The 18,460-nt window shown below is 68.6% G+C and carries 12 protein-coding genes and 4 pseudogenes; 8 read left to right on the top strand and 8 right to left on the bottom strand.

The window, feature by feature from the left end; all coding sequences use genetic code 11:
• Positions 1 to 2 precede the first annotated feature (2 nt).
• From RS901_RS29225 to RS901_RS29200, 6 genes and pseudogenes are all read left to right on the top strand, one after another.
• A pseudogene (locus tag RS901_RS29225) lies at positions 3 to 3,187 on the top strand (efflux RND transporter permease subunit).
• Positions 3,187 to 4,729: pseudogene (locus tag RS901_RS29220) on the top strand (efflux transporter outer membrane subunit). Before RS901_RS29225 ends, RS901_RS29220 begins: the two co-directional pseudogenes overlap by 1 nt.
• Before the next feature lie 65 nt (positions 4,730 to 4,794).
• A pseudogene (locus tag RS901_RS29215) lies at positions 4,795 to 5,322 on the top strand (SRPBCC family protein); the annotation flags it as partial.
• 144 nt (positions 5,323 to 5,466) lie between these two features.
• Positions 5,467 to 5,946: a YbhB/YbcL family Raf kinase inhibitor-like protein gene (locus RS901_RS29210; protein WP_316157316.1), complete on the top strand. Its 480-nt coding sequence runs from the start codon at positions 5,467 to 5,469 to the stop codon at positions 5,944 to 5,946.
• Between the two features lie 25 nt (positions 5,947 to 5,971).
• Complete coding sequence (locus RS901_RS29205) at positions 5,972 to 6,403, top strand: hypothetical protein (protein ID WP_316153998.1); 432 nt, start codon at positions 5,972 to 5,974, stop codon at positions 6,401 to 6,403.
• A 92-nt stretch (positions 6,404 to 6,495) separates the two neighbouring features.
• A complete protein-coding gene (locus tag RS901_RS29200) occupies positions 6,496 to 6,963 on the top strand; it encodes a DUF2127 domain-containing protein (RefSeq protein ID WP_316153997.1) in 468 nt (155 codons plus the stop codon).
• Here RS901_RS29200 and RS901_RS29195 read toward each other — a convergent pair.
• Positions 6,915 to 8,723: pseudogene (locus RS901_RS29195) on the bottom strand (ExeM/NucH family extracellular endonuclease). The gene RS901_RS29200 and the pseudogene RS901_RS29195 overlap by 49 nt on opposite strands.
• Positions 8,724 to 8,869: 146 nt before the next feature.
• Between RS901_RS29195 and RS901_RS29190 the strand changes: the two are divergent.
• Both RS901_RS29190 and RS901_RS29185 read left to right on the top strand, forming a co-directional pair.
• Positions 8,870 to 9,160 carry an antibiotic biosynthesis monooxygenase family protein gene (locus tag RS901_RS29190; RefSeq protein WP_041228612.1) on the top strand — a complete coding sequence of 97 codons (291 nt, stop codon included), beginning with the start codon at positions 8,870 to 8,872 and terminating at the stop codon, positions 9,158 to 9,160.
• A 9-nt stretch (positions 9,161 to 9,169) separates the two neighbouring features.
• Positions 9,170 to 9,808 carry a CDP-alcohol phosphatidyltransferase family protein gene (locus RS901_RS29185; RefSeq protein ID WP_316153996.1) on the top strand — a complete coding sequence of 213 codons (639 nt, stop codon included), beginning with the start codon at positions 9,170 to 9,172 and terminating at the stop codon, positions 9,806 to 9,808.
• 25 nt (positions 9,809 to 9,833) lie between these two features.
• Here the strand turns inward: RS901_RS29185 and RS901_RS29180 are convergent, their stop codons facing one another.
• Genes RS901_RS29180 through RS901_RS29150 form a run of 7 tightly spaced genes read right to left on the bottom strand, consistent with a single transcriptional unit; the run spans position 9,834 to position 18,432 of the window.
• Positions 9,834 to 11,345 (bottom strand): D-aminoacylase, encoded by a 1,512-nt coding sequence (locus RS901_RS29180; RefSeq protein WP_316153995.1) that lies wholly within the window; start codon positions 11,343 to 11,345, stop codon positions 9,834 to 9,836.
• Between the two features lie 31 nt (positions 11,346 to 11,376).
• Complete coding sequence (locus RS901_RS29175; protein ID WP_316153992.1) at positions 11,377 to 12,369, bottom strand: oligopeptide/dipeptide ABC transporter ATP-binding protein; 993 nt, start codon at positions 12,367 to 12,369, stop codon at positions 11,377 to 11,379.
• Positions 12,366 to 13,421: an ABC transporter ATP-binding protein gene (locus tag RS901_RS29170; protein ID WP_316153990.1), complete on the bottom strand. Its 1,056-nt coding sequence runs from the start codon at positions 13,419 to 13,421 to the stop codon at positions 12,366 to 12,368. The genes RS901_RS29175 and RS901_RS29170 overlap by 4 nt, the downstream gene beginning before the upstream one ends.
• A 16-nt stretch (positions 13,422 to 13,437) precedes the next feature.
• Complete coding sequence (locus RS901_RS29165; RefSeq protein WP_316153989.1) at positions 13,438 to 14,331, bottom strand: ABC transporter permease; 894 nt, start codon at positions 14,329 to 14,331, stop codon at positions 13,438 to 13,440.
• Positions 14,332 to 14,357: 26 nt separating this feature from the next.
• Positions 14,358 to 15,299 (bottom strand): ABC transporter permease, encoded by a 942-nt coding sequence (locus tag RS901_RS29160; RefSeq protein WP_316153987.1) that lies wholly within the window; start codon positions 15,297 to 15,299, stop codon positions 14,358 to 14,360.
• 34 nt (positions 15,300 to 15,333) lie between these two features.
• The gene (locus RS901_RS29155; RefSeq protein ID WP_316153986.1) at positions 15,334 to 16,917 is read right to left on the bottom strand and encodes an ABC transporter substrate-binding protein; all 1,584 of its coding nucleotides are present in this window, start codon (positions 16,915 to 16,917) and stop codon (positions 15,334 to 15,336) included.
• 60 nt (positions 16,918 to 16,977) lie between these two features.
• A complete protein-coding gene (locus tag RS901_RS29150; protein WP_316153985.1) occupies positions 16,978 to 18,432 on the bottom strand; it encodes a M81 family metallopeptidase in 1,455 nt (484 codons plus the stop codon).
• Positions 18,433 to 18,460 lie beyond the last annotated feature (28 nt).

Here is an 18,460-nt window from a genome sequence, read left to right as displayed (position 1 = left end):
AGATGAATCTCTCTAAATTCTTTATCGACCGCCCCATCTTCGCGGGGGTGCTGTCGGTGCTGATCTTCCTGATTGGCGCCATATCGATGTTCAAGCTGCCGATCTCGGAGTACCCGGAAGTGGTGCCGCCGTCGGTGGTGGTGCGCGCGCAGTTTCCGGGCGCCAACCCCAAGGTGATTGCCGAGACCGTGGCTTCGCCGCTGGAAGAGCAGATCAACGGCGTCGAGGACATGCTGTACATGTCTTCGCAGTCCAACAGCGACGGCCTGCTCACGCTGACCGTGACCTTCAAGCTGGGCACCGACCCGGACAAGGCCCAGCAGCTGGTGCAGAACCGCGTCTCGCAGGCCGAGCCGCGCCTGCCGGAAGACGTGCGCCGGCTGGGCATCACCACGGTCAAGAGTTCGCCGGACCTGACCATGGTGGTCCACCTGGTCTCGCCGAACGACCGCTATGACATGACCTACCTGCGCAATTACGCGGTGATCAACGTCAAGGACCGGCTGGCGCGCCTGCAGGGCGTGGGCCAGGTGCAGCTGTTCGGCTCGGGCGACTACGCCATGCGCGTCTGGCTGAACCCCGAGAAGATGGCCGAGCGCCAACTCGCCACCAGCGACGTGGTCAAGGCCATCCGCGAGCAGAACGTGCAGGTGGCGGCCGGCGTGATCGGCCAGTCGCCGGCGCTGCCGGGCGCGGACCTGCAGCTGTCGGTCAATGCGCAGGGCCGCCTGAGCACGGTGGAGGAGTTCGGCGACATCGTCGTGCGCACTTCCGCCGACGGTGCCGTCACGTACCTGAAGGACGTTGCCCGCATCGAGCTGGGCGCGTCGGAATACGCGCTGCGCTCGCTGCTGGACAACAAGCCGGCGGTGGCCATCCCCATCTTCCAGGCGCCGGGCTCCAACGCCATCCAGATCTCGGATGACGTGCGCAAGACCATGGAAGAGCTGAAGCAGAACTTCCCGGACGGGATCGACTACAGCATCGTCTATGACCCCACGCAGTTCGTGCGCCACTCGATCGAGGCGGTGACGCATACGTTGTTCGAGGCCATCGCGCTGGTGGTGCTGGTGGTGATCCTGTTCCTGCAGACCTGGCGCGCGTCGATCATCCCGCTGCTGGCGGTGCCGGTGTCGATCGTCGGTACCTTCGGGCTGATGCATGCGTTCGGCTTCTCGATCAACGCGCTGTCGCTGTTCGGGCTGGTGCTGGCCATCGGCATCGTGGTCGATGATGCGATCGTGGTGGTGGAAAACGTCGAGCGCAATATCGAAGAGGGGCTGACGCCGAAGGAGGCCACCTACAAGGCCATGCGCGAAGTCAGCGGCCCCATCATCGCCATCGCGCTGACGCTGATCGCCGTGTTCGTGCCGCTGGCCTTCATGACGGGCCTGACCGGCCAGTTCTACAAGCAGTTTGCGCTGACCATCTCGATCTCGACCATCATCTCGGCGTTCAACTCGCTGACGCTGTCGCCGGCGCTGTCGGCACTGCTGCTCAAGAGCCATGACGCGCCCAAGGACTGGCTGTCGCGCTGGATGGACCGCGTATTCGGCGGCTTCTTCAAGCGCTTCAACCGCTTCTTCGGCCGCAGCGCTGAAAGCTATGGCCGTGGCGTGAAGGGCGTGATCCGCCGCAAGGGCTCGGTATTCGGGATCTACGCGGTGATGCTGGCGCTGACCTGGGGCGTGTTCCAGCTGGTGCCCAAGGGCTTTGTGCCGGCGCAGGACAAGCAGTACCTGGTGGGCTTTGCCAAGCTGCCGGACGGCGCCACGCTGGACCGCACCGAGGACGTGATCCGCAAGATGAGCGACATCGCGCTCAAGCATCCGGGCGTGGAATCGGCGGTGGCCTTCCCGGGCCTGTCGATCAACGGCTTCACCAACAGCCCGAGCGCCGGCATCGTGTTCGCCACGCTCAAGCCGTTCGAGGAGCGCAAGACCAAGGAACTGTCCGGCGCGGCGATTGCGGCCGACCTGAACCAGAAGTATGCGGCCGTCCAGGATGCCTTTATCGCGGTGTTCCCGCCGCCGCCCGTGCAGGGCCTGGGCACCATCGGCGGCTTCAAGCTGATGATCGAGGACCGTGCCGCGCTGGGCTATGACGCGCTGTTCGAGGCCACCAACGCGTTTGCCAACAAGGCGCGCGCCACGCCCGAGCTGACCGGCATCTTCAGCAACTACCAGGTCAACGTGCCGCAGCTCGACGTCAGGCTGGACCGCGTCAAGGCCAAGCAGCTGGGCGTGCCGGTGACCGAGGTGTTCGACACGCTGCAGACCTACCTGGGCTCGGCCTATGTCAACGACTTCAACAAGTTCGGCCGGACCTACCAGGTCAAGGTGCAGGCAGACGCGCCGTTCCGCGCCCATGCCGAGGACATCCTGCAACTGAAGACGCGCAACGCCGCCGGCGACATGGTGCCGCTGTCGTCGCTGGTGCAGGTCAAGCAAGGCTTTGGTCCGGACAGCGTGGTGCGCTACAACGGCTTTACCGCCGCCGACATGAACGGCGGGCCCGCGCCCGGTTCTCGTCGGGCCAGGCCCAGGCCGCGGCCGAGCGCATTGCCGCCGAGACGCTGCCCAAGGGCATGAAGTTCGAATGGACCGAGCTGACCTACCAGGACATCCTGGCCGGCAATGCGGGGGTGTGGATCTTCCCGCTGTGCGTGCTGCTGGTGTTCCTGGTGCTGGCTGCCCAGTATGAAAGCCTGACGCTGCCGCTGGCGGTGATCCTGATCGTGCCGATGAGCCTGCTCGCAGCAATGACCGGGGTGTGGCTCACGCAGGGCGACAATAACATCTTCACGCAAATCGGCTTCATTGTGCTTGTGGGCTTGTCAGCGAAGAACGCGATCCTGATCGTGGAGTTTGCGCGCGAGCTGGAGCATCACGGCCGCACCGTGGTGCAGGCCGCGATCGAAGCCAGCCGCCTGCGCCTGCGCCCGATCCTGATGACCTCGTTCGCTTTCATCATGGGCGTGGTGCCGCTGGTGATCTCCACCGGCGCCGGCTCCGAAATGCGCCATGCCATGGGCGTGGCAGTGTTCGCGGGCATGCTCGGCGTGACTTTCTTCGGGCTGTTCCTGACGCCGGTGTTCTATGTGGCGCTGCGCCTGCTGGCCACGCGCGGCCAGCGCCGCGCGGCTACGCAAGAGCAAAGCGCGCAACTGACGGCATCGGCCGAATAATGGTGATCAACATGAATGCCCCTGCATTTTTGACAACAAACTGGCTGCCCAAGCTGGCGACGCTGGCCGCAGCGCTGGTCCTTGCGGGTTGCTCGCTGGCCCCGACCTACAAAGTGCCCGAAACGGCCACCGTGCCGGCCTTCAAGGAGGCCGAGGCCGCCCAGGCCGAAGGCGCGCAATGGAAGACCGCGACGCCGGCCGAAGGCCAGCATCGCGGCGACTGGTGGAAGATCTTCGGCGATGCCGAACTGGACCGCCTGATCGAGCGGCTGGCAGTTCCAACCAGGATCTGGCGATTGCCGCTGCCCGCCTGAAGCAGGCACGCGCCTTCACAGGCGCCACTGAGGCGGACCTCTACCCGCAACTGAGCGTCGGGCTGGACCCGACGCGCAGCCAGCCGTCGGCGGCCTCGCAGGGTCTGCCCGACGGCACGCGGGTCTCGCCGCAGACGGTGCTGAAGGCGCGCGCCTTCGCCAGCTATGAGCTCGACCTGTTCGGCCGCGTCGCGTCCAGCGTCAACGCCGCCCGCGCCGAAGGCGAGGCGGCGGAGGACCTGTATCGCTCGGTGCAGCTGGCGCTGCAGGCCGACGTGGCGCAGGCGTACTTCGCGCTGCGCACGCTGGACAGCGAGCGCGACCTGCTCAACGCCACCATCAAGCTGCGCGAGGATGCGCTGTCGCTGCTGAAGAAGCGCTATGACGCCGGTGAAACCACCGACCTCGATCCCGCCCGTGCCGAAGCTGAGCTCGGCACCGCGCGCGCGGACCTGGCCGGCATCGAGCGCCGCCGCGCCAACCAGGAGCATGCGCTGGCGGTGCTGACCGGCGTGCCGCCGGCGGCATTCTCGCTGCCGGCGCGCCCGTTCGACGCCGCGCCGATCGCGGTTCCCGCGGGCTGCCGTCCGAGCTGCTGGAGCGCCGCCCCGACATCGCCGCGGCGGAACGCCAGATGGCCGCGGCCAACGCGCGCATCGGCGTGGCCAAGGCGGCGTTCTTCCCGCGCATCACGCTGACCGGCCTGTTCGGCTTTGAATCGGCGGACCTGTCGAACCTGTTCAAGTGGTCGTCGCGCACCTGGATGCTGGGGCCGCTGATCGGCTCCACCATCGCACAGACCGTGTTCGATGGCGGGCGCAACAGCGCCAACCTCGCCGGTGCCCGTGCCGCGCACGAGGAAAGCGTGGCCGGCTACCGGCAGACCGTGCTGGTGGCGTTCCGCGAGGTGGAAGACAGCCTGGCGGACGTGCGCTGGCTCAGCCAGCAGGCCGGCGCGCTGGACGGCGCACTTGGCGGCGCCCGGCGCGCGGCGCGGATCTCGCGCAGCCGCTATGACGCCGGCGCGGTCGATTACCTGACGGTGATCGATGCCGACCGCACCGTGCTGCAGTCGCAGCGCGAGGCCAATCAGGTGGCCGGCCTGCGGGCTGCGGCAACGGTGTCGCTGATCCGCCGGCTGGGCGGCGGCTGGGGCCCGCTGCCGGCGACGGTGGCGGCCGTGCCGGCGCCGGCAGCCGAGGGCGCGCCGGCCTCACAGGCCCGCTAAGCCGCGCGGGACTGGCGCGATGCTTCCCAGTCACTACACTGGAAGCATCGCGCCATGCGTACGGGATGCACGGGTGCGCCCCGGATGCGTCCTGTCCCGCCGCCATGCTTGTTCGACACAGGAAACCGTTCTGGGGACTGATCTTCGCCACGATCACCGTGGGCACGCTGCTGGCGCCGCTGCCCTGGTCCGACCGTACCGCCATCCATGACGAGGTAGTGATTGCCCGCCCGCCAGCCCAGGTCTTCGACTACGTGTCGACGCCGCTGCACTGGCCGGAATGGCATCCGGCCTCGCTTGGGGTGGCGGGAGCGACCGACCATCCGCTAGGGCAGGGCGAGCGCGTGACCGAGACCTTCATGGTCGCGCAGCGCGGTGGCGCGGTGGTCTGGACCGTCATCGAAAGCCGGCGGCCGCGAACGTGGTCGATCGAGGGCGTGGCCGACGGGCGCAGGGTCGGCACCATCACCTACCGGCTTACGCCCGCCATGACGCCGTCGCTGACCCCGGCGGGCGAACGCACGCGCATAGAGCGGGAATTTCGCTACCGGTCGCCTACGCTGCTCTTTGCGCTGATCAACCGCCTGATGCTGCGCGAGCGCGTCCAGGCCGAGTCCACCGAAGCCGTGCGCCGGCTCAAGGCGCTGCTGGAGACGCCCGCTGCCGCCATCGCCTTGCGCGAGGCACCGATCCGGCCTAAGTTGGAGCCATCCCTCAATGCGTCCAGCGAGGCCCGTATGCCGTTCCAGCTGCAATCGACCGCATTCGCCACGGGTGGCGAGATCCCCGCAGAGCACACCTGCGAAGGCGCCGATATTTCCCCGCCGCTTGCCTGGACCGGCCTGCCGCCCGGCACGGCCAGTCTGGCGCTGATCGTCGACGATCCCGATGCACCCGACCCCGCCGCGCCGAAAATGACCTGGGTCCACTGGCTGGTCTACAACCTGCCGGCCCATGCCGAGGCGCTGCCGGCGGACATCGGCAAGGCCGGGCTGCCCGCCGGCACGCGCGACGGGCTGAACGACTGGCACCGCGCCGGCTATGGCGGCCCATGCCCCCCGATCGGCCGGCACCGCTACTTCTTCAAGCTCTATGCGCTGAACGCGGCGTTGCCGGACCTGGGGATGCCTGACAAGGCGGCGCTGGAGCGGGCAATGCGGGGCCATATCCTGGCCACCGCAGAGTTGATCGGCACTTACCAGAAGCTGCAGCGCTAGGCGCGGTGCGGCCGGAGGCTACATCATGTCGCACCGAATGCTTCGCCGTGATGTCCGAGGGCCGTGGTGGTGGCTGGCGGCGGCCGGGGCGCTGGCACTGCTGGCCGTGGCCGGCCCGCTGCGCGCCCAGCCGCATGAATCCGGCCCGATCACCATCGGCGGTTCGGCGCAGGTGCAGGGGCCGCTGACCGTGCACGGCAAGCTGGTTGTCGCCGGACACGTCTATTCCAGCGGCCCGCTTACCGCGGCGTACTTCACCGGACCCGCCAGCGCGCGGGGGCTGCCGTACGGCGGCGGCTATCTCAAGGTCTTCAACGGCCCGGTGACGGTGCATGGCGACATGGTGGTCAAGGGCGACCTGAGCGTGGCCGGCCCGCTGACCGTGGACGGCCCCATTGCCGCCAGCGGCGGCATCGATGCCGACGGGCCGATGCGCGAGCGCGAATACGGGCGCTGACAGCGCGCACCGGCGCCATGCACGCCGCGGCATTGCCCGGCAGTGTTGCACAATACCGGCTTTGCAATTCTTGCATCGACCGGAGACACCGCATGGCAAAGCAGGGCGCACTGGGCCTGAGGGGCATCGCATTGTTCGAGGCCGCCAAGGGCTTGCTGGTGATCGTGGCCGGCCTGGGCCTGGCCGCGCTGCTGCACCGCGACGCCCAGGCGCTGGCGGAGGCCGTCATCCAGCGCATTCACGTCAACCCGGCCAGCCGCTATCCCACCATTTTCCTGTCCTTGCTTGCGCATCCCGACAATGCCCGCCTGTGGGCCATCGGCGCTTCGGCAGCGGTCTATGCGCTGATGCGCTTTGCCGAAGCGTATGGGCTGTGGCGCGGGCTGGCATGGGGCAACTGGATCGGGGTGTGGTCCGGCGGCATCTATATTCCGCTGGAGCTGTACGAGGCCCTGGTCCACCCCAGCTGGCTGCATGGCACGCTGGCGGCAGCCAACCTGCTGGTAGTGCTTTACCTGGCGCGGGGGCTGCTGGCGAAGTCGACCACCAAGGGGTCGTGATCTGACGAACGGTAGGGGTCGGGCGCATAGTGGCCCGGCACCGCAGGCGCACCCGGCGCCGGGGCGTAGGAGAAGGCCGGGGGCTCGTCGGCATTGATATGCCAGGCATGCACGGCGATGACATGCCGGGCCGCGACGGCATCGGCAAGCACATGATCGAGATAGCCGGCCTGGCCGTTGTAGACGTAGCTGTAGGCCGGCTTGCCGGCGAATTCCGCAACCATGTCGGCATAGCCGCGGCGCGCCAGCACGCGCACGGGGTCTTCCATCGCATAGCTGTTCAGGTCGCCGATCACCAGCACGCCCGCGCCGGGCACGCCCGTCGGCGTTGCGCCCAGCCATTCGGCCAGCGCCTGGGCGGCCTACACGCGCGCGGGATTCCAGCAACCCTGGCCATCGCCCTGGTCGGCCTGCGCGCCGGTGGCTTCGGTGCACGTCTTGGACTTGAAATGATTGACCGCGACCGTGACCGGCGCGCCGCCAGCTGTCGCGCGGAAGGTGCCGGCCAGCGGCTGGCGGCTGCGCTCGCCCAGCCAGGTGGTGGCCGCGCGCCCGGCGGGCACGGCGGTGCGGGCGTTGTACAGCAGCCCGACCGCAATGGCATCGCTGCCAAGCGCCGGCGTGCCGGGGTCGAGCACGCGCCAGTCAGGCCCGAGCCGCGCTGCCAGCTGGCGGATCGCGCTGTCCTGGCCGTAGCCGTCGTTTTCTGCCTCCATCACGCCGATCACGTCCGCATCCAGCCCCCGCAGCGCGGCGAGCAGCTTGGCTTGCTGGCGCGCCAGCGCCTCGGCACCCTGCGCGCCGCGGTTGCCGGGGGCATCGAAGCCGCCGCCCTGGCCGTCACCGTTGAAGTAGTTCTGCAGGTTGAAGGCGGCCACGCGCAGCGTGGTGGCCGGATGCCGTGGCGGCGCGCCGCGGCGCGGGTTGGTGGCCTGGAACACCGGCGCGCTCGCACCGGGCACGGGCTGCAGGCGCCACTGCCCGTGGCGTTTTTCCAGCACTCCCTGGACGCTGCTGACCGTGTCCCCGGCACGCACCGGATGGTCCGCTGCCAGGCGCGGTGGCGGGTAGGGCACCACGGCGGGGTACTGGCGCGTCGAGCCATCGTCAAGCAACAGCCGGTTGCGGGCGTTGGCGGCGGCGGCTTGCCGCGCGGCCGTGCCAGGCAGTGCCTGTTGCGTCGGTGCGATGGGCCGGCCGTCGCTCAGCGCCAAGGTGCCATAGCGACCAAGCTCATGGGTATCGGCAACCGTCAGCGTCTGCGGCAGGCACACCAGCATGCCTTCACGCGCGGCAAGACCGGATTCGCCGGCGACCGGCAAGGTCAGCGTCTGTGGCGTCACCGCCATGCCGCGCGCGCACACCGCCAGCGCGCCGGACAGCACCAGCTGCGTCTGCCCGAATTTCTCTTCGACCCTTCCGGACACGCGCACCATGTCGCCAGCGCGTGCCGTGGTGCGTGGCGCATAGACGAACAGACCTTCCGACACGCCGGGCCGGTGCAGGCGTTGCGCGTCCGCGGTCTGCAGGAAGAAGCCGCGCAGGCCGCCATCGCCGCTGAAGTCCGCGGTGACGATAGCCTCTACCTCCACCAAGCTGCCCGCGAGCGGTGACGTCGCGGCGGCACCCTGGATCTCGGCAATCGGAGTCGCTGGCGTGCCGCATGGCTGCGATGCAGCATGCGCGCCTGCCAGGCAGGTCAAGGTGAGGGCGGGCAATACGGCCCGGGCGAGGTGGCGCTTGCGCAGGGACAATCGCATGGCGTTATCGGCAGGTAGTGGCAGGGTGGACGATGCTAACCGCCGCGTGTAACGGAATGCTTGCAGCAGGCACGCGGCCCCGCGATCATGCTAAGGTAGCAGACACCCGCCGGTGCCCCGGCATCCACTCCATTGGTAAAACCGCCATGATCAAGGAAATCGCACAACTCACCATCAAGCCCGGCATGGACAAGCAGCTGGAGCAGGGCGTGAGCCAGGCCACGCCGCTGTTCCTGCGCTCGCGCGGCTGCCACGGCGTGCAGCTGTTCCGCTCGATCGAGCAGCCGGAACACTACACGCTGGTGGTGGAATGGGAGACGGTGGAAGACCATATGGTCCATTTCCGCGAGTCGCCCGAGTTCCAGCAATGGCGCGCCCTGGTGGGCGAAACCTTTGCCGCGCCGCCTAATGTGCACCACGTGGCCAAGGTCCTGTAAGCGCGCACCATGAGCACCCGGCCGGAACGTCCCCGCCATTTCTCGATGCTGCGCGAACTGCAGCTGGCCGATGTCTTTACGCTGGGCAATGCGGCCTGCGGCATGGGGTCGGTGTTCTTCGCCATGTTCTACGTGGCCGACCAGCAGCTGTCGCATTTCTTCACGGCGGCGGCGCTGGCGCCACTGGCCTTTATCTTCGATGTGCTCGACGGCCGCATCGCGCGCTGGCGCCATGCGCATTCGGCGCTGGGGCGCGAGCTGGATTCGCTGGCCGACGTGATCTCGTTCGGCGTCGGGCCGGCCACGCTGGCCTTCGCCGCCGGCATGCGCGGCGGCTGGGACCTGGCCGTGCTGATCTACTTTGTCTGCTGCGGCGTGAGCCGGCTGGCGCGCTTCAACGTCACCGCCGAATCGCTGGCCGAGGGCAGCGACAGCGGCAAGGTGGCCTACTTCGAAGGCACGCCGATCCCGACCAGCGTGCTGTTGACCGCGGTGCTGGCATGGTGCGCCTGGCAAGGCCAGCTTGGCGGCGAGCTGCCGGGCGGCGCGTGGGTGCTGGGCCCGGCAGTGCTGCATCCGCTGGTGCTGCTGTTCGCGCTGTCGGGCACGCTGATGGTCAGCAAGACGCTGCGCATCCCGAAGTTCTGAGCCGCCGGCGGCTTCGCTTCTGGCTTCAGGCAGGGCGGGAACCTTGGACAGGCGCCGCGTTTCCCGCCTCAGGACCTGCTGGCCGCGTGATGACCTGCCCGTTGCGCGCCCCGCTGTGCGCGCCGTGCTGCCAGGTAATGGCGCCGTTGACGATCACGGTGTCGATGCCTTCGGCTGGCCGGGTGGGGGTCTCGTAACTGGCGGCATCGCGCACGTTGGCCGCATCGAAAACGACGATGTCGGCGTGGTGGCCCACGGCGAGCGTGCCGCGCCGGTGCAGGCCGAAGTTGCGCGCCGTCAGCCCGGTCATTTTCCAGACCGCCGTCTCCAGCGGGAACAGGCCGACCTCGCGGCAGTAGTGCCCCAGTACGCGCGGGAAGGTGCCCCACAGGCGCGGATGCGGGCTGGCGCCGACGGGGATGCCGTCGGAGCCGATCATGGTTTCGTCGAAGGCAAGGATGCGCTGGACGTCGTCCTCGTCCATCTGGAAGTAGATCGCTGTGCCCGGCTGCAGGCGGCGCGCGGCTTCCTCCTTGGGCACGCCCCATTCCCTGGCGATGTCGTCGAGATCGCGGCCCGCGCATTCGGGGTGCGGTTCGCTGGCGGCGATCAGCACCCGGCCGTCGAGCATGCCGCGGTCGGTGCGGATCATGGTGGAGCCGGCCGTGTACGGGTAGCAGTCGAGCGACACGCACTGGTGCTTCATGGCCTCGCGGATATAGGGCAGGGTTACCTGGCTCTTGCCAAAGTTGGCCTGCCTCTGCACCTTGTGGTGCGACACCACCACTGGCACGTCGAGCTCGCGGCCGATGCGGAAAGTCTCGTCGAGCGAGGCCATGACGTGGTCGGACTCGTCGCGCATATGCGTGACGTAGAGTGCCTTGCGGGCACTGAGCGGCCGGCAGACTTCGATGATCTCCTCGGTCGTCGCCATGGCGGCGGGCGGGTAGAAGGTGCCGGTCGACAGGCCGATCGCGCCGGCTTGCATGGCTTCTTCGACCAGCGCCTGCATGGCGGCGATCTCTTTGGCATCGGCTGGCCGGTCCAGCGCCGCCATGGTGACCGCGCGCAAGGTGGAATGCCCGACCATCGCGGCTACATTGACCGAGCTCGGCATGGTCCGTAGCGCGTCGAGGTAGGCGGCGAAGGTGGTGAAGCGGCCTTGCGCCGGTGTGTCGATCAGGCTCAGCGGCATCGGCAAATCCATGTCGGCACGCAGCGGCGCGGCGCTGATGCCGCAGTTGCCGGCGATCACGGTGGTGACGCCCTGCGAGACCTTGAACGGCATGGTGGGTTGCGACAGCACCGCCTGGTCATCATGCGTGTGCGCGTCGATGAAGCCAGGGGCGACGATCAGGGCCGTTGCATCCAGCACCCGGTCGGCTGTGTGCCCGCCGAGGTCGCCGATCGCCGCGATGCAGCCGTCGCGCACGCCGATATCGGCGCTGAAGCGGGGTGCCTTGCTGCCGTCGATCACGGTGCCGCCGGCGATCAGCAGGTCATAGTGCGTGGCGTGTGCAGAGGTGGGGTCGGACATGGGATTCCTTTCCTGGACTGGAGCGTAGCGGTCAGCGGAAATGGCAGGCCACCTGGTGGATGCCGGTGGCGGAGGGACGTTCTGTCAGCAAGGGGGCCTGCTCCTTGCAGCGGGCTTGCGCATGCGGGCAGCGCGTGTGGAAACGGCAGCCCGCTGGCGGATTGGCCGGGCTGGGCGGATCGCCCTGCAGCAGCAGGCGCCGCGCGGGCTTGCGCGGGTCGGGCACCGGCACGGCGGACAGCAGGATCTCCGTATAGGGGTGGCGCGGCGCGGAGAACAAGGTGTCGCGGTCGGCCAGTTCGACGATCTGGCCGAGGTACATCACGGCGACCCGGCGGCTGATATGGCGCACCACGGCCAGGTCGTGCGCGACGAACAGGTAGGCGATGCCGAATTCGGCCTGCAGGTCCATCAGCAGGTTGACCACCTGCGCCTGGACGGAGACATCGAGCGCCGATACCGGCTCGTCGCAGACGATCAGCTTCGGGTTGAGTGCCAACGCGCGCGCGATGCCCAGCCGCTGGCGCTGGCCGCCGGAGAACTCGTGCGGGAACTTGCGCACGGCTTCGGGCCGCAGGCCGACCTTGCTGAACAGCCATTGCACGCGCTCGTTGCGCTCGGCACGCGACTGCAGGCCGAAGTTGCGCAGCGGCTCGCCGACGATCTCGCCCGCCGTCAGCCGCGGGCTGAGCGAGGCATAGGGGTCCTGGAAGATGATCTGCAGGTCGCGCCGGCGCTGCCGCATGGCGCTTGCCGGCAGGCCCAGCAGTTCCTCGCCGTCGAGCTGCACCGAGCCTGAAGTCGGCTCGATCAGGCGCAGCACCGACTTGGCCGTGGTGGTCTTGCCGCAGCCGGATTCGCCGACCAGCGAGAGCGTGTCGCCGCGCTCCACGGTGAAGGACACGCCGTCCACAGCCTGGATCGGCGGCCTGGCCGGTGCCAGCCAGCGCCGCGGGGCGAGGTAGTGTTTCCTCAGGCAGTCGACCTTGAGCAGGGGCGTTGGCGTGGCGGAGGTCGTGCTCATGCGATGGCTTCCTGGGCTTGTGGGTTGCATTCGATGCGGCCTTCCTCGACGGCGAAGCAGGCCACCGCATGGTCGCCGCCGTGGCGCGTGAGCTGCGGGAGCTCGCGCGCGCAGCGCGCGTTGGCATGCGCGCAGCGTGCCGCGAAGGCACAACCGCGGCGCGCTTCCTGTGGCGATGGCACCAGGCCGGGGATTTCAGCGAGGCGCCGGCTGCTGGTGTTCATCGACGGCATCGATGCCATCAACGCGCGGGTGTAGGGGTGCAGCGGGCGGTCGAACAGCTCAGTGACGCTGGCTTCCTCGACCTTGAGCCCGGCGTACATCACGATCACGCGGTCGCAGCATTCGGCCACCACGCCCAGGTCGTGCGTGATCATCACCACGCCCATTCCCAGTTCCTGCTGCAGGCGGCGGATCAGGTCCAGGATCTGCGCCTGGATGGTCACGTCGAGCGCCGTGGTGGGTTCGTCGGCGATCAGCACCTCGGGATTGCAGGCCAGCGCCAGCGCGATCATCACGCGCTGGCGCATGCCGCCCGAAAGCTGGTGCGGGTACTCGTTGACGCGCCGTTCAGGCTCGGGGATCTGCACCAGCCTCAGCATTTCCACCGCGCGCCGGAGCGCTTCGGGGCGGCTCGCGCCCTGGTGCAGCTGCACGGTTTCGGCAATCTGGCGGCCAATCGTCAGCACCGGGTTCAGCGAGGTCATCGGCTCCTGGAAGATCATCGAGACGCGATTGCCGCGGATGCGGCGCATCTCGCGTTCGCTGAGCTGCAACAGGTCCGTGCCGCGCAGCCGCACAGCGCCGCGGATGCGTGCCGGCGGCGTGGGCAGCAGCCGCATGATGGACAGCGCCGTCACGCTCTTGCCGCAGCCTGACTCGCCCACCACGCCCAGCGTCTGGCCGGCGCGCACGGTGTACGAGACCCCGTTGACCGAGCGGGCCGGCCCGGTGAGCGTGTCGAAATGCGTATGGAGGTCCTCCACTTCGAGCAGCGGCTCGCCCGTGGCCGGCGTAACACGGGACATCGCCCGGGAGGTCGTGATGGTCATGGTTGCGCTCCCGGATTCAGAGTTGCCGCGCCAGGCGCGGATCGAGTGCGTCGCGCAGGCCGTCGCCGAGCAGGTTGATGGCCAGCACCGTCGCGGCCAGCAGGATGCCCGGGTACAGGATGATGTGGAAGGCCACGGCCACGAAATTGCGCCCCTCGGCCATCATGTTGCCCCAGCTCGGCATCTGGCCGGGCACGCCGACGCCGAGGAAAGACAGCGCGGCTTCCGTGAGCACGGCGGTGGCGGCCACGAAAGTGGCCTGAACGATCAGCGGCGCCACCATATTGGGCACCACGTGGCGCACAAGGATTACCGGCAGGCGGGTGCCGACCGCATGCGCCGCCTCGACGTAGAGCTGCTCGCGCAGGGTCAGCGCCAGCGAGCGCACCAGCCGCACCACGCGCGGGACCTCGGGTATGGCGATGGCGATGATCACCGCGCCCAGGCTGGCCTGTGTAACGGCCATCAGCGCAATCGCCAGCAGGATGCCCGGGATTGCCATCAGGCCGTCCATCACGCGCATCACCAGGGAGTCCGCCCGGCGCACGAAGCCTGCGACCAGGCCCAGCAGCACGCCGGACACGGTTGCGAGCAGCCCGACCGACAGGCCCACGATCATGGATACGCGGCCGCCCCAGACCGCGCGGCTGAACACGTCGCGGCCCAGTGCGTCGGTGCCGAACCGGTGCTCGGCCGATGGCGGCTGCATGCGCGCCAGCGGGTCGATGTCCTGCGGGTCGACGGTGGCAATCCAGGGCGCGCCGATGGAGAGCACGGCGATCACCGCCAGCAGCAGCGCGCCCAGGATCAGCGTGGGGTGCTTGCGCGCCCAGTGCCAGCGCGGCAGCACGAAAGGCGCATCGTCGGGCGCCGGGACGGCAGGTTCGGTCACGGGCAGGGAAGTGGTCATGTCAGCAGGTCTCGCGGCAAAAGCCATCAGTACTTGATGCGCGGATCGAACAGCCGGTAGCTGAGGTCGATCATCAGGTTGATCAGCACGTAGACCCCGGCGGAAACCAGCAGCACGCTCTGGATCACCGGGTAGTCGTGGCGCTGCACCGAGTCGACCACCAGGCGGCCGACACCCGGGATCGCAAACACGGTCTCGGTCACGACCACGCCGCCGATCAGCAGCGCGATGCCCATGCCGACGGTGGTGGCGATCGGGATCGCCGCGTTGCGCAGCGCGTGGCCCAGCACCGGCAGCACGCCCAGGCCCTTGGCGCGCGCAGTGCGGATGTAGTCCTCGTGCAGGACTTCCAGCACGGTTGCGCGCGTCATGCGCGTCACCAGCGCGATATAGACCAGCGCCAGGTTGACGCAGGGCAGCACCAGGCTGCGCAGCCATGCGCCGGCGCCGGCGCCGTCGGCGAGGCGCGAATAGCCCTGTACCGGGAACCACGGCAACTGGATGGCAAAGGCGTAGACCAGCAGGTAGCCCACCAGGAACACCGGCAGCGAGAATGCCAGCACCGCGAACAGCATCACCAGCCGGTCGACCCAGCTGCCGGCGCGGTACGCGGCCAGCGTTCCCAGTGGCACCGCGACCAGCAAGGTCAGCAGCATGGTCAGCGCGGCGACAGAGACGGTCGGCTCCAGCCGCTGCGCCAGCAGCTGGGCCACCGGCACCTGGGTGAAGATGGAGGTGCCGAGGTCGCCGGTGGCGAGCCGGCCGAGCCACAGCAAGAACTGCCGCCACAGCGGCTGGTCCAGCCCCAGCACGCCGCGCAGCCTGGCGATGTCGTCAACGGTCGCGAGGTCGCCTGCGATCAGCGCCGCCGGATCGCCCGGCGACAGGTGGATCAGCAGGAAGACCACCACGGCCACCACCGCCATCACGGGCAGCGTCGCGGCCAGGCGTCGGAGCAGGTAGCCCATCGTCGTATCTCTCCCGGTGGTTGGTGCGTTGTGGTTATTTGTCGAGCATCCAGACCGTGGGCATGCCGGCCCACATCCTGTCGATGCCCTTGAGGCTGGCACGCGCCGCGAACGCCGCCGAGTACTGGCCGGCGTTCACATAGGGCACCGCCTCATAGGCGCGCTTCTGGAAGGCATCGAGCAGTTCCTTGCGCTTGGCGGGCGCGGTCTCGCGGATCCAGGCCGTGCGCAGTGCGTCGAGCGGCTTGTCGCAGGGCCAGCCGGGCAGGCTGGTGCCGCAGGCGGCGCCGAGGTAGGCATTGGTGATCGGGGAATCGGCATCGAACTCGCCCGCGACGGTCACGTACATATTCCAGCCACCGGCCTCGGGCGCATCCCGCTTGGCGCGGCGCGCGCCGATGGAGGCCCAGTCCATGTTCTGCATGTCGACGTTCATGCCCATGCTGCGCATGGTCTGTGCCGCCATCAGGGCTTCAGCGTTGAGCTGGGGAACGTCGGTCGGCACCAGCAGCACCACCTTTTCGCCCTTGTAGCCCGCCGCGCCCAGCAACTGCTTGGCACGGGCCGGATCGGCCTTGCGGTACGGTTCGGCGCCGGCAGCGGTATCGTTGGGGCCGCCGCAGATGAAGAAGGTGGCGCAGTAGTTGATGCGCATGTCGAGCGGATAGCCCATGGCCGCGGTGAAGCGTTCCTGGCTGACCGCCTGCAGGAAGGCCTGGCGCACCTTCGGGTTGTTGAATGGCGGATGCAGCTGGTTCATCACCAGCACGCCCTGGTAGGCGCCGCCCGCGCCGAGCTTGATGCCGGCGTCGCCGCGCAGCGGGGTGATGTAGTCCGGCGGTACCTGTTCGATCAGGTCGACCTCGCCGCGCTTGAGCGCCGCGATGGCGCTGTTGGCGTCCGGCAGGTAGAGCCATTCGACGCGGTCCACGCGGGGCTGCTTGCTGCCGGCGAGACCGCTCGCGGGCTCGCTGCGTGCCACGTAGTGCGGGTTGCGCACGAACACCGCCTTGTTGCCCGGCACCCATTCGTCGCGCTTGAAGATGAAGGGGCCGGAGCCCAGCACCTCGGGCAGCGGCGCGGTGGCGGGCATCCTGGCCAGGCGCTCCGGCAGGATCACCGGCGGAAAGCCAGAGGGCTTGGCCAGCGCATCGAGCACCATGCCAAAGGGCTCCTTGAGCGTCAGCGTGAACGTGCGCGCGTCGACCGCCTTCCACTCGGCGCCGGCTTCGCCCATGGCACGGCCCAGGCTGTCGCGCGCGCCCCAGCGCTGCAGCGAGGCGATCGCGTCCGCGGAGGTAACCGCGCTGCCATCCGAGAACTTCAGGCCGGGACGCAGCGTGAAGCTCCACTGCCCGCCATCCTTCGAACTGCTGTACTTCTCGACCATCTGCGGTTGCGGCTTGCCCCTGGCGTCCTGCGCGAACAGCGTGTCGTAGACCATGTAGCCGAAGTTGCGCGTGATATAGGCCGTGGTGAAGGTCGGATCGAGGATCTTCAGGTCGGCATGCGCCACGACCTTGAGCGTCTTGGTCTGCGCCAGCAAGGGAAGGCTGGCGCCTGCCAGGACCAGGGCGCCCACCGCGAGCGCGGCGGACAGGGATCGGTTTGGTGTCATCTGCAGTCTCCGTTCTTGTCGTTGTCGTTGTTGTTGTGATCGCAGCCAGGCGGCCGGCGCTCAGCCCGCTACGCTGTCCAGAGGCCACTTGGGCCGTTGGATCTTGCGATAGGGCAGGGTCGTGAGGTCAAGCGTGACAGCACCCGGGGCGCCTGCGTAGATCACGTGCCGTGCCACTTTCGAGAAGTCGGCGTAGAAGTGCTGCGAGGACTTGACCACGATGATCTGCTTGCGCGCCAGGTCACAACCCAGCTGGGTGAACATGTCCGTGCCCATGGCCTGGTTGCGCAGCGTGATCAGCACGATGTCGATGCCGTTGGCTTCCACCAGCGCGCAGTCGCCCATCTGCACCGGCGCGTCGGACAGCCCGGTCATCACCATGTCGGGCAGCAGAGCCTTGACCGTGCAGTCCAGATCCAACGGGTCGCCGGATAGCGGACTGATCTTGCCGCCGATGCGCATCGACAGGCGTGCGCCCACGCCGGCATCGAAGGCGATGCGCACCGCGATCGGGTCCCACACCGGGCCGACCGCCGCATTGCCGATGCCGCGCTCGATCATGCGGCGCAGGAGAAAGGTGGAGTCGCTCGCTGCGCCGCCGCCGGGATTGTCGGCGCCGTCGGCCAGCACCACCGGCCCGCCGTCGAAGGCCAGCGCCTCGTCGAGCGAGGTGTCGATGTCCGGATAGCGCACCGTGAGCCCGTCGCGCATGGCGATCAGTTCGTCGGCCAGCTGCCGCGCCAGCGCATCAGCCCTGGCCTGGTTGCCATCGGCGTAGACCAGCACCTTGGTGCCCATCCCCGGCACATCGCCCCATGAAAACCCATGCGCCACCGAGATCGACAGCACGCCGTCGCGCCCTTCCAGCGACTGGATGCGGTCGATGAAGCCGCGCGCCGGCTCGCGCGAGGTGTGGATCGTGACGATCATCCTGCAATCGACCACCGCCGCCACCGGGCGAACCTTGCCTTCCACCGTGGCCGCGCACAGGTCGACCAGTTCCAGCGCGCGTTCCAGCACGTCGGTATGCGGGTATTCCTTGAAGGCGACCAGCACGTCGGCGCAGGCCACCATCTCGGGCGTCAGGTGGCAGTGCGGGTCCAGCTCCGCGCCGATCACCACCTCGGGGCCGACGATCGCGCGCACACGCTGCAGCAGGTCGCCCTCGCAGTCGTCGTAGCCATCGGCCACCATCGCGCCGTGCAGGCCGAGCACCACCATGTCCACCGGCAGCGCCGCGCGCAGGTCGGTCAACAGTTCCTCGCGCAGGGTTTCGTAGGCATGGCGGGTGGTGGTGCCGCTGGGCTGCGCGCCGGCCACCATGCCTTCGCACAGCTGCCAGCCGCGCTCCTTGCCGCGTATCCGTGCTGCCCACAGCGGGCCCGAGAAAAACGTCATCTGGTCAGGATGCTGGCCGGCCGCGAAGTAGCCGCGATCCCTGAAGGACGACAGGCCGGTGGGCATCGGCGCAAAGGTGTTGGTTTCGGTAGCGAGGGAGGCACTGAAGACACGCACGATGGTTGGCTCCTGGTCAGTCGGGGAC

The sequence above is a fragment of the Cupriavidus sp. BIC8F genome, assembly GCF_032465815.1.
Classification (GTDB): Bacteria; Pseudomonadota; Gammaproteobacteria; order Burkholderiales; family Burkholderiaceae; genus Cupriavidus; species Cupriavidus necator.
This window is presented reverse-complemented; position numbering and strand designations above follow the sequence as displayed.

Coding starts and splice junctions, on each gene's coding strand:
- RS901_RS29175 (WP_316153992.1), bottom strand. CDS start 12,369: ATGAGCACGACCTCCGCCACGCCAACGCCCCTGCTCAAGGTCGACTGC.
- RS901_RS29190 (WP_041228612.1), top strand. CDS start 8,870: ATGATCAAGGAAATCGCACAACTCACCATCAAGCCCGGCATGGACAAG.
- RS901_RS29180 (WP_316153995.1), bottom strand. CDS start 11,345: ATGTCCGACCCCACCTCTGCACACGCCACGCACTATGACCTGCTGATC.
- RS901_RS29210 (WP_316157316.1), top strand. CDS start 5,467: ATGCCGTTCCAGCTGCAATCGACCGCATTCGCCACGGGTGGCGAGATC.
- RS901_RS29170 (WP_316153990.1), bottom strand. CDS start 13,421: ATGACCATCACGACCTCCCGGGCGATGTCCCGTGTTACGCCGGCCACG.
- RS901_RS29205 (WP_316153998.1), top strand. CDS start 5,972: ATGTCGCACCGAATGCTTCGCCGTGATGTCCGAGGGCCGTGGTGGTGG.
- RS901_RS29155 (WP_316153986.1), bottom strand. CDS start 16,917: ATGACACCAAACCGATCCCTGTCCGCCGCGCTCGCGGTGGGCGCCCTG.
- RS901_RS29160 (WP_316153987.1), bottom strand. CDS start 15,299: ATGGGCTACCTGCTCCGACGCCTGGCCGCGACGCTGCCCGTGATGGCG.
- RS901_RS29200 (WP_316153997.1), top strand. CDS start 6,496: ATGGCAAAGCAGGGCGCACTGGGCCTGAGGGGCATCGCATTGTTCGAG.
- RS901_RS29165 (WP_316153989.1), bottom strand. CDS start 14,331: ATGACCACTTCCCTGCCCGTGACCGAACCTGCCGTCCCGGCGCCCGAC.
- RS901_RS29185 (WP_316153996.1), top strand. CDS start 9,170: ATGAGCACCCGGCCGGAACGTCCCCGCCATTTCTCGATGCTGCGCGAA.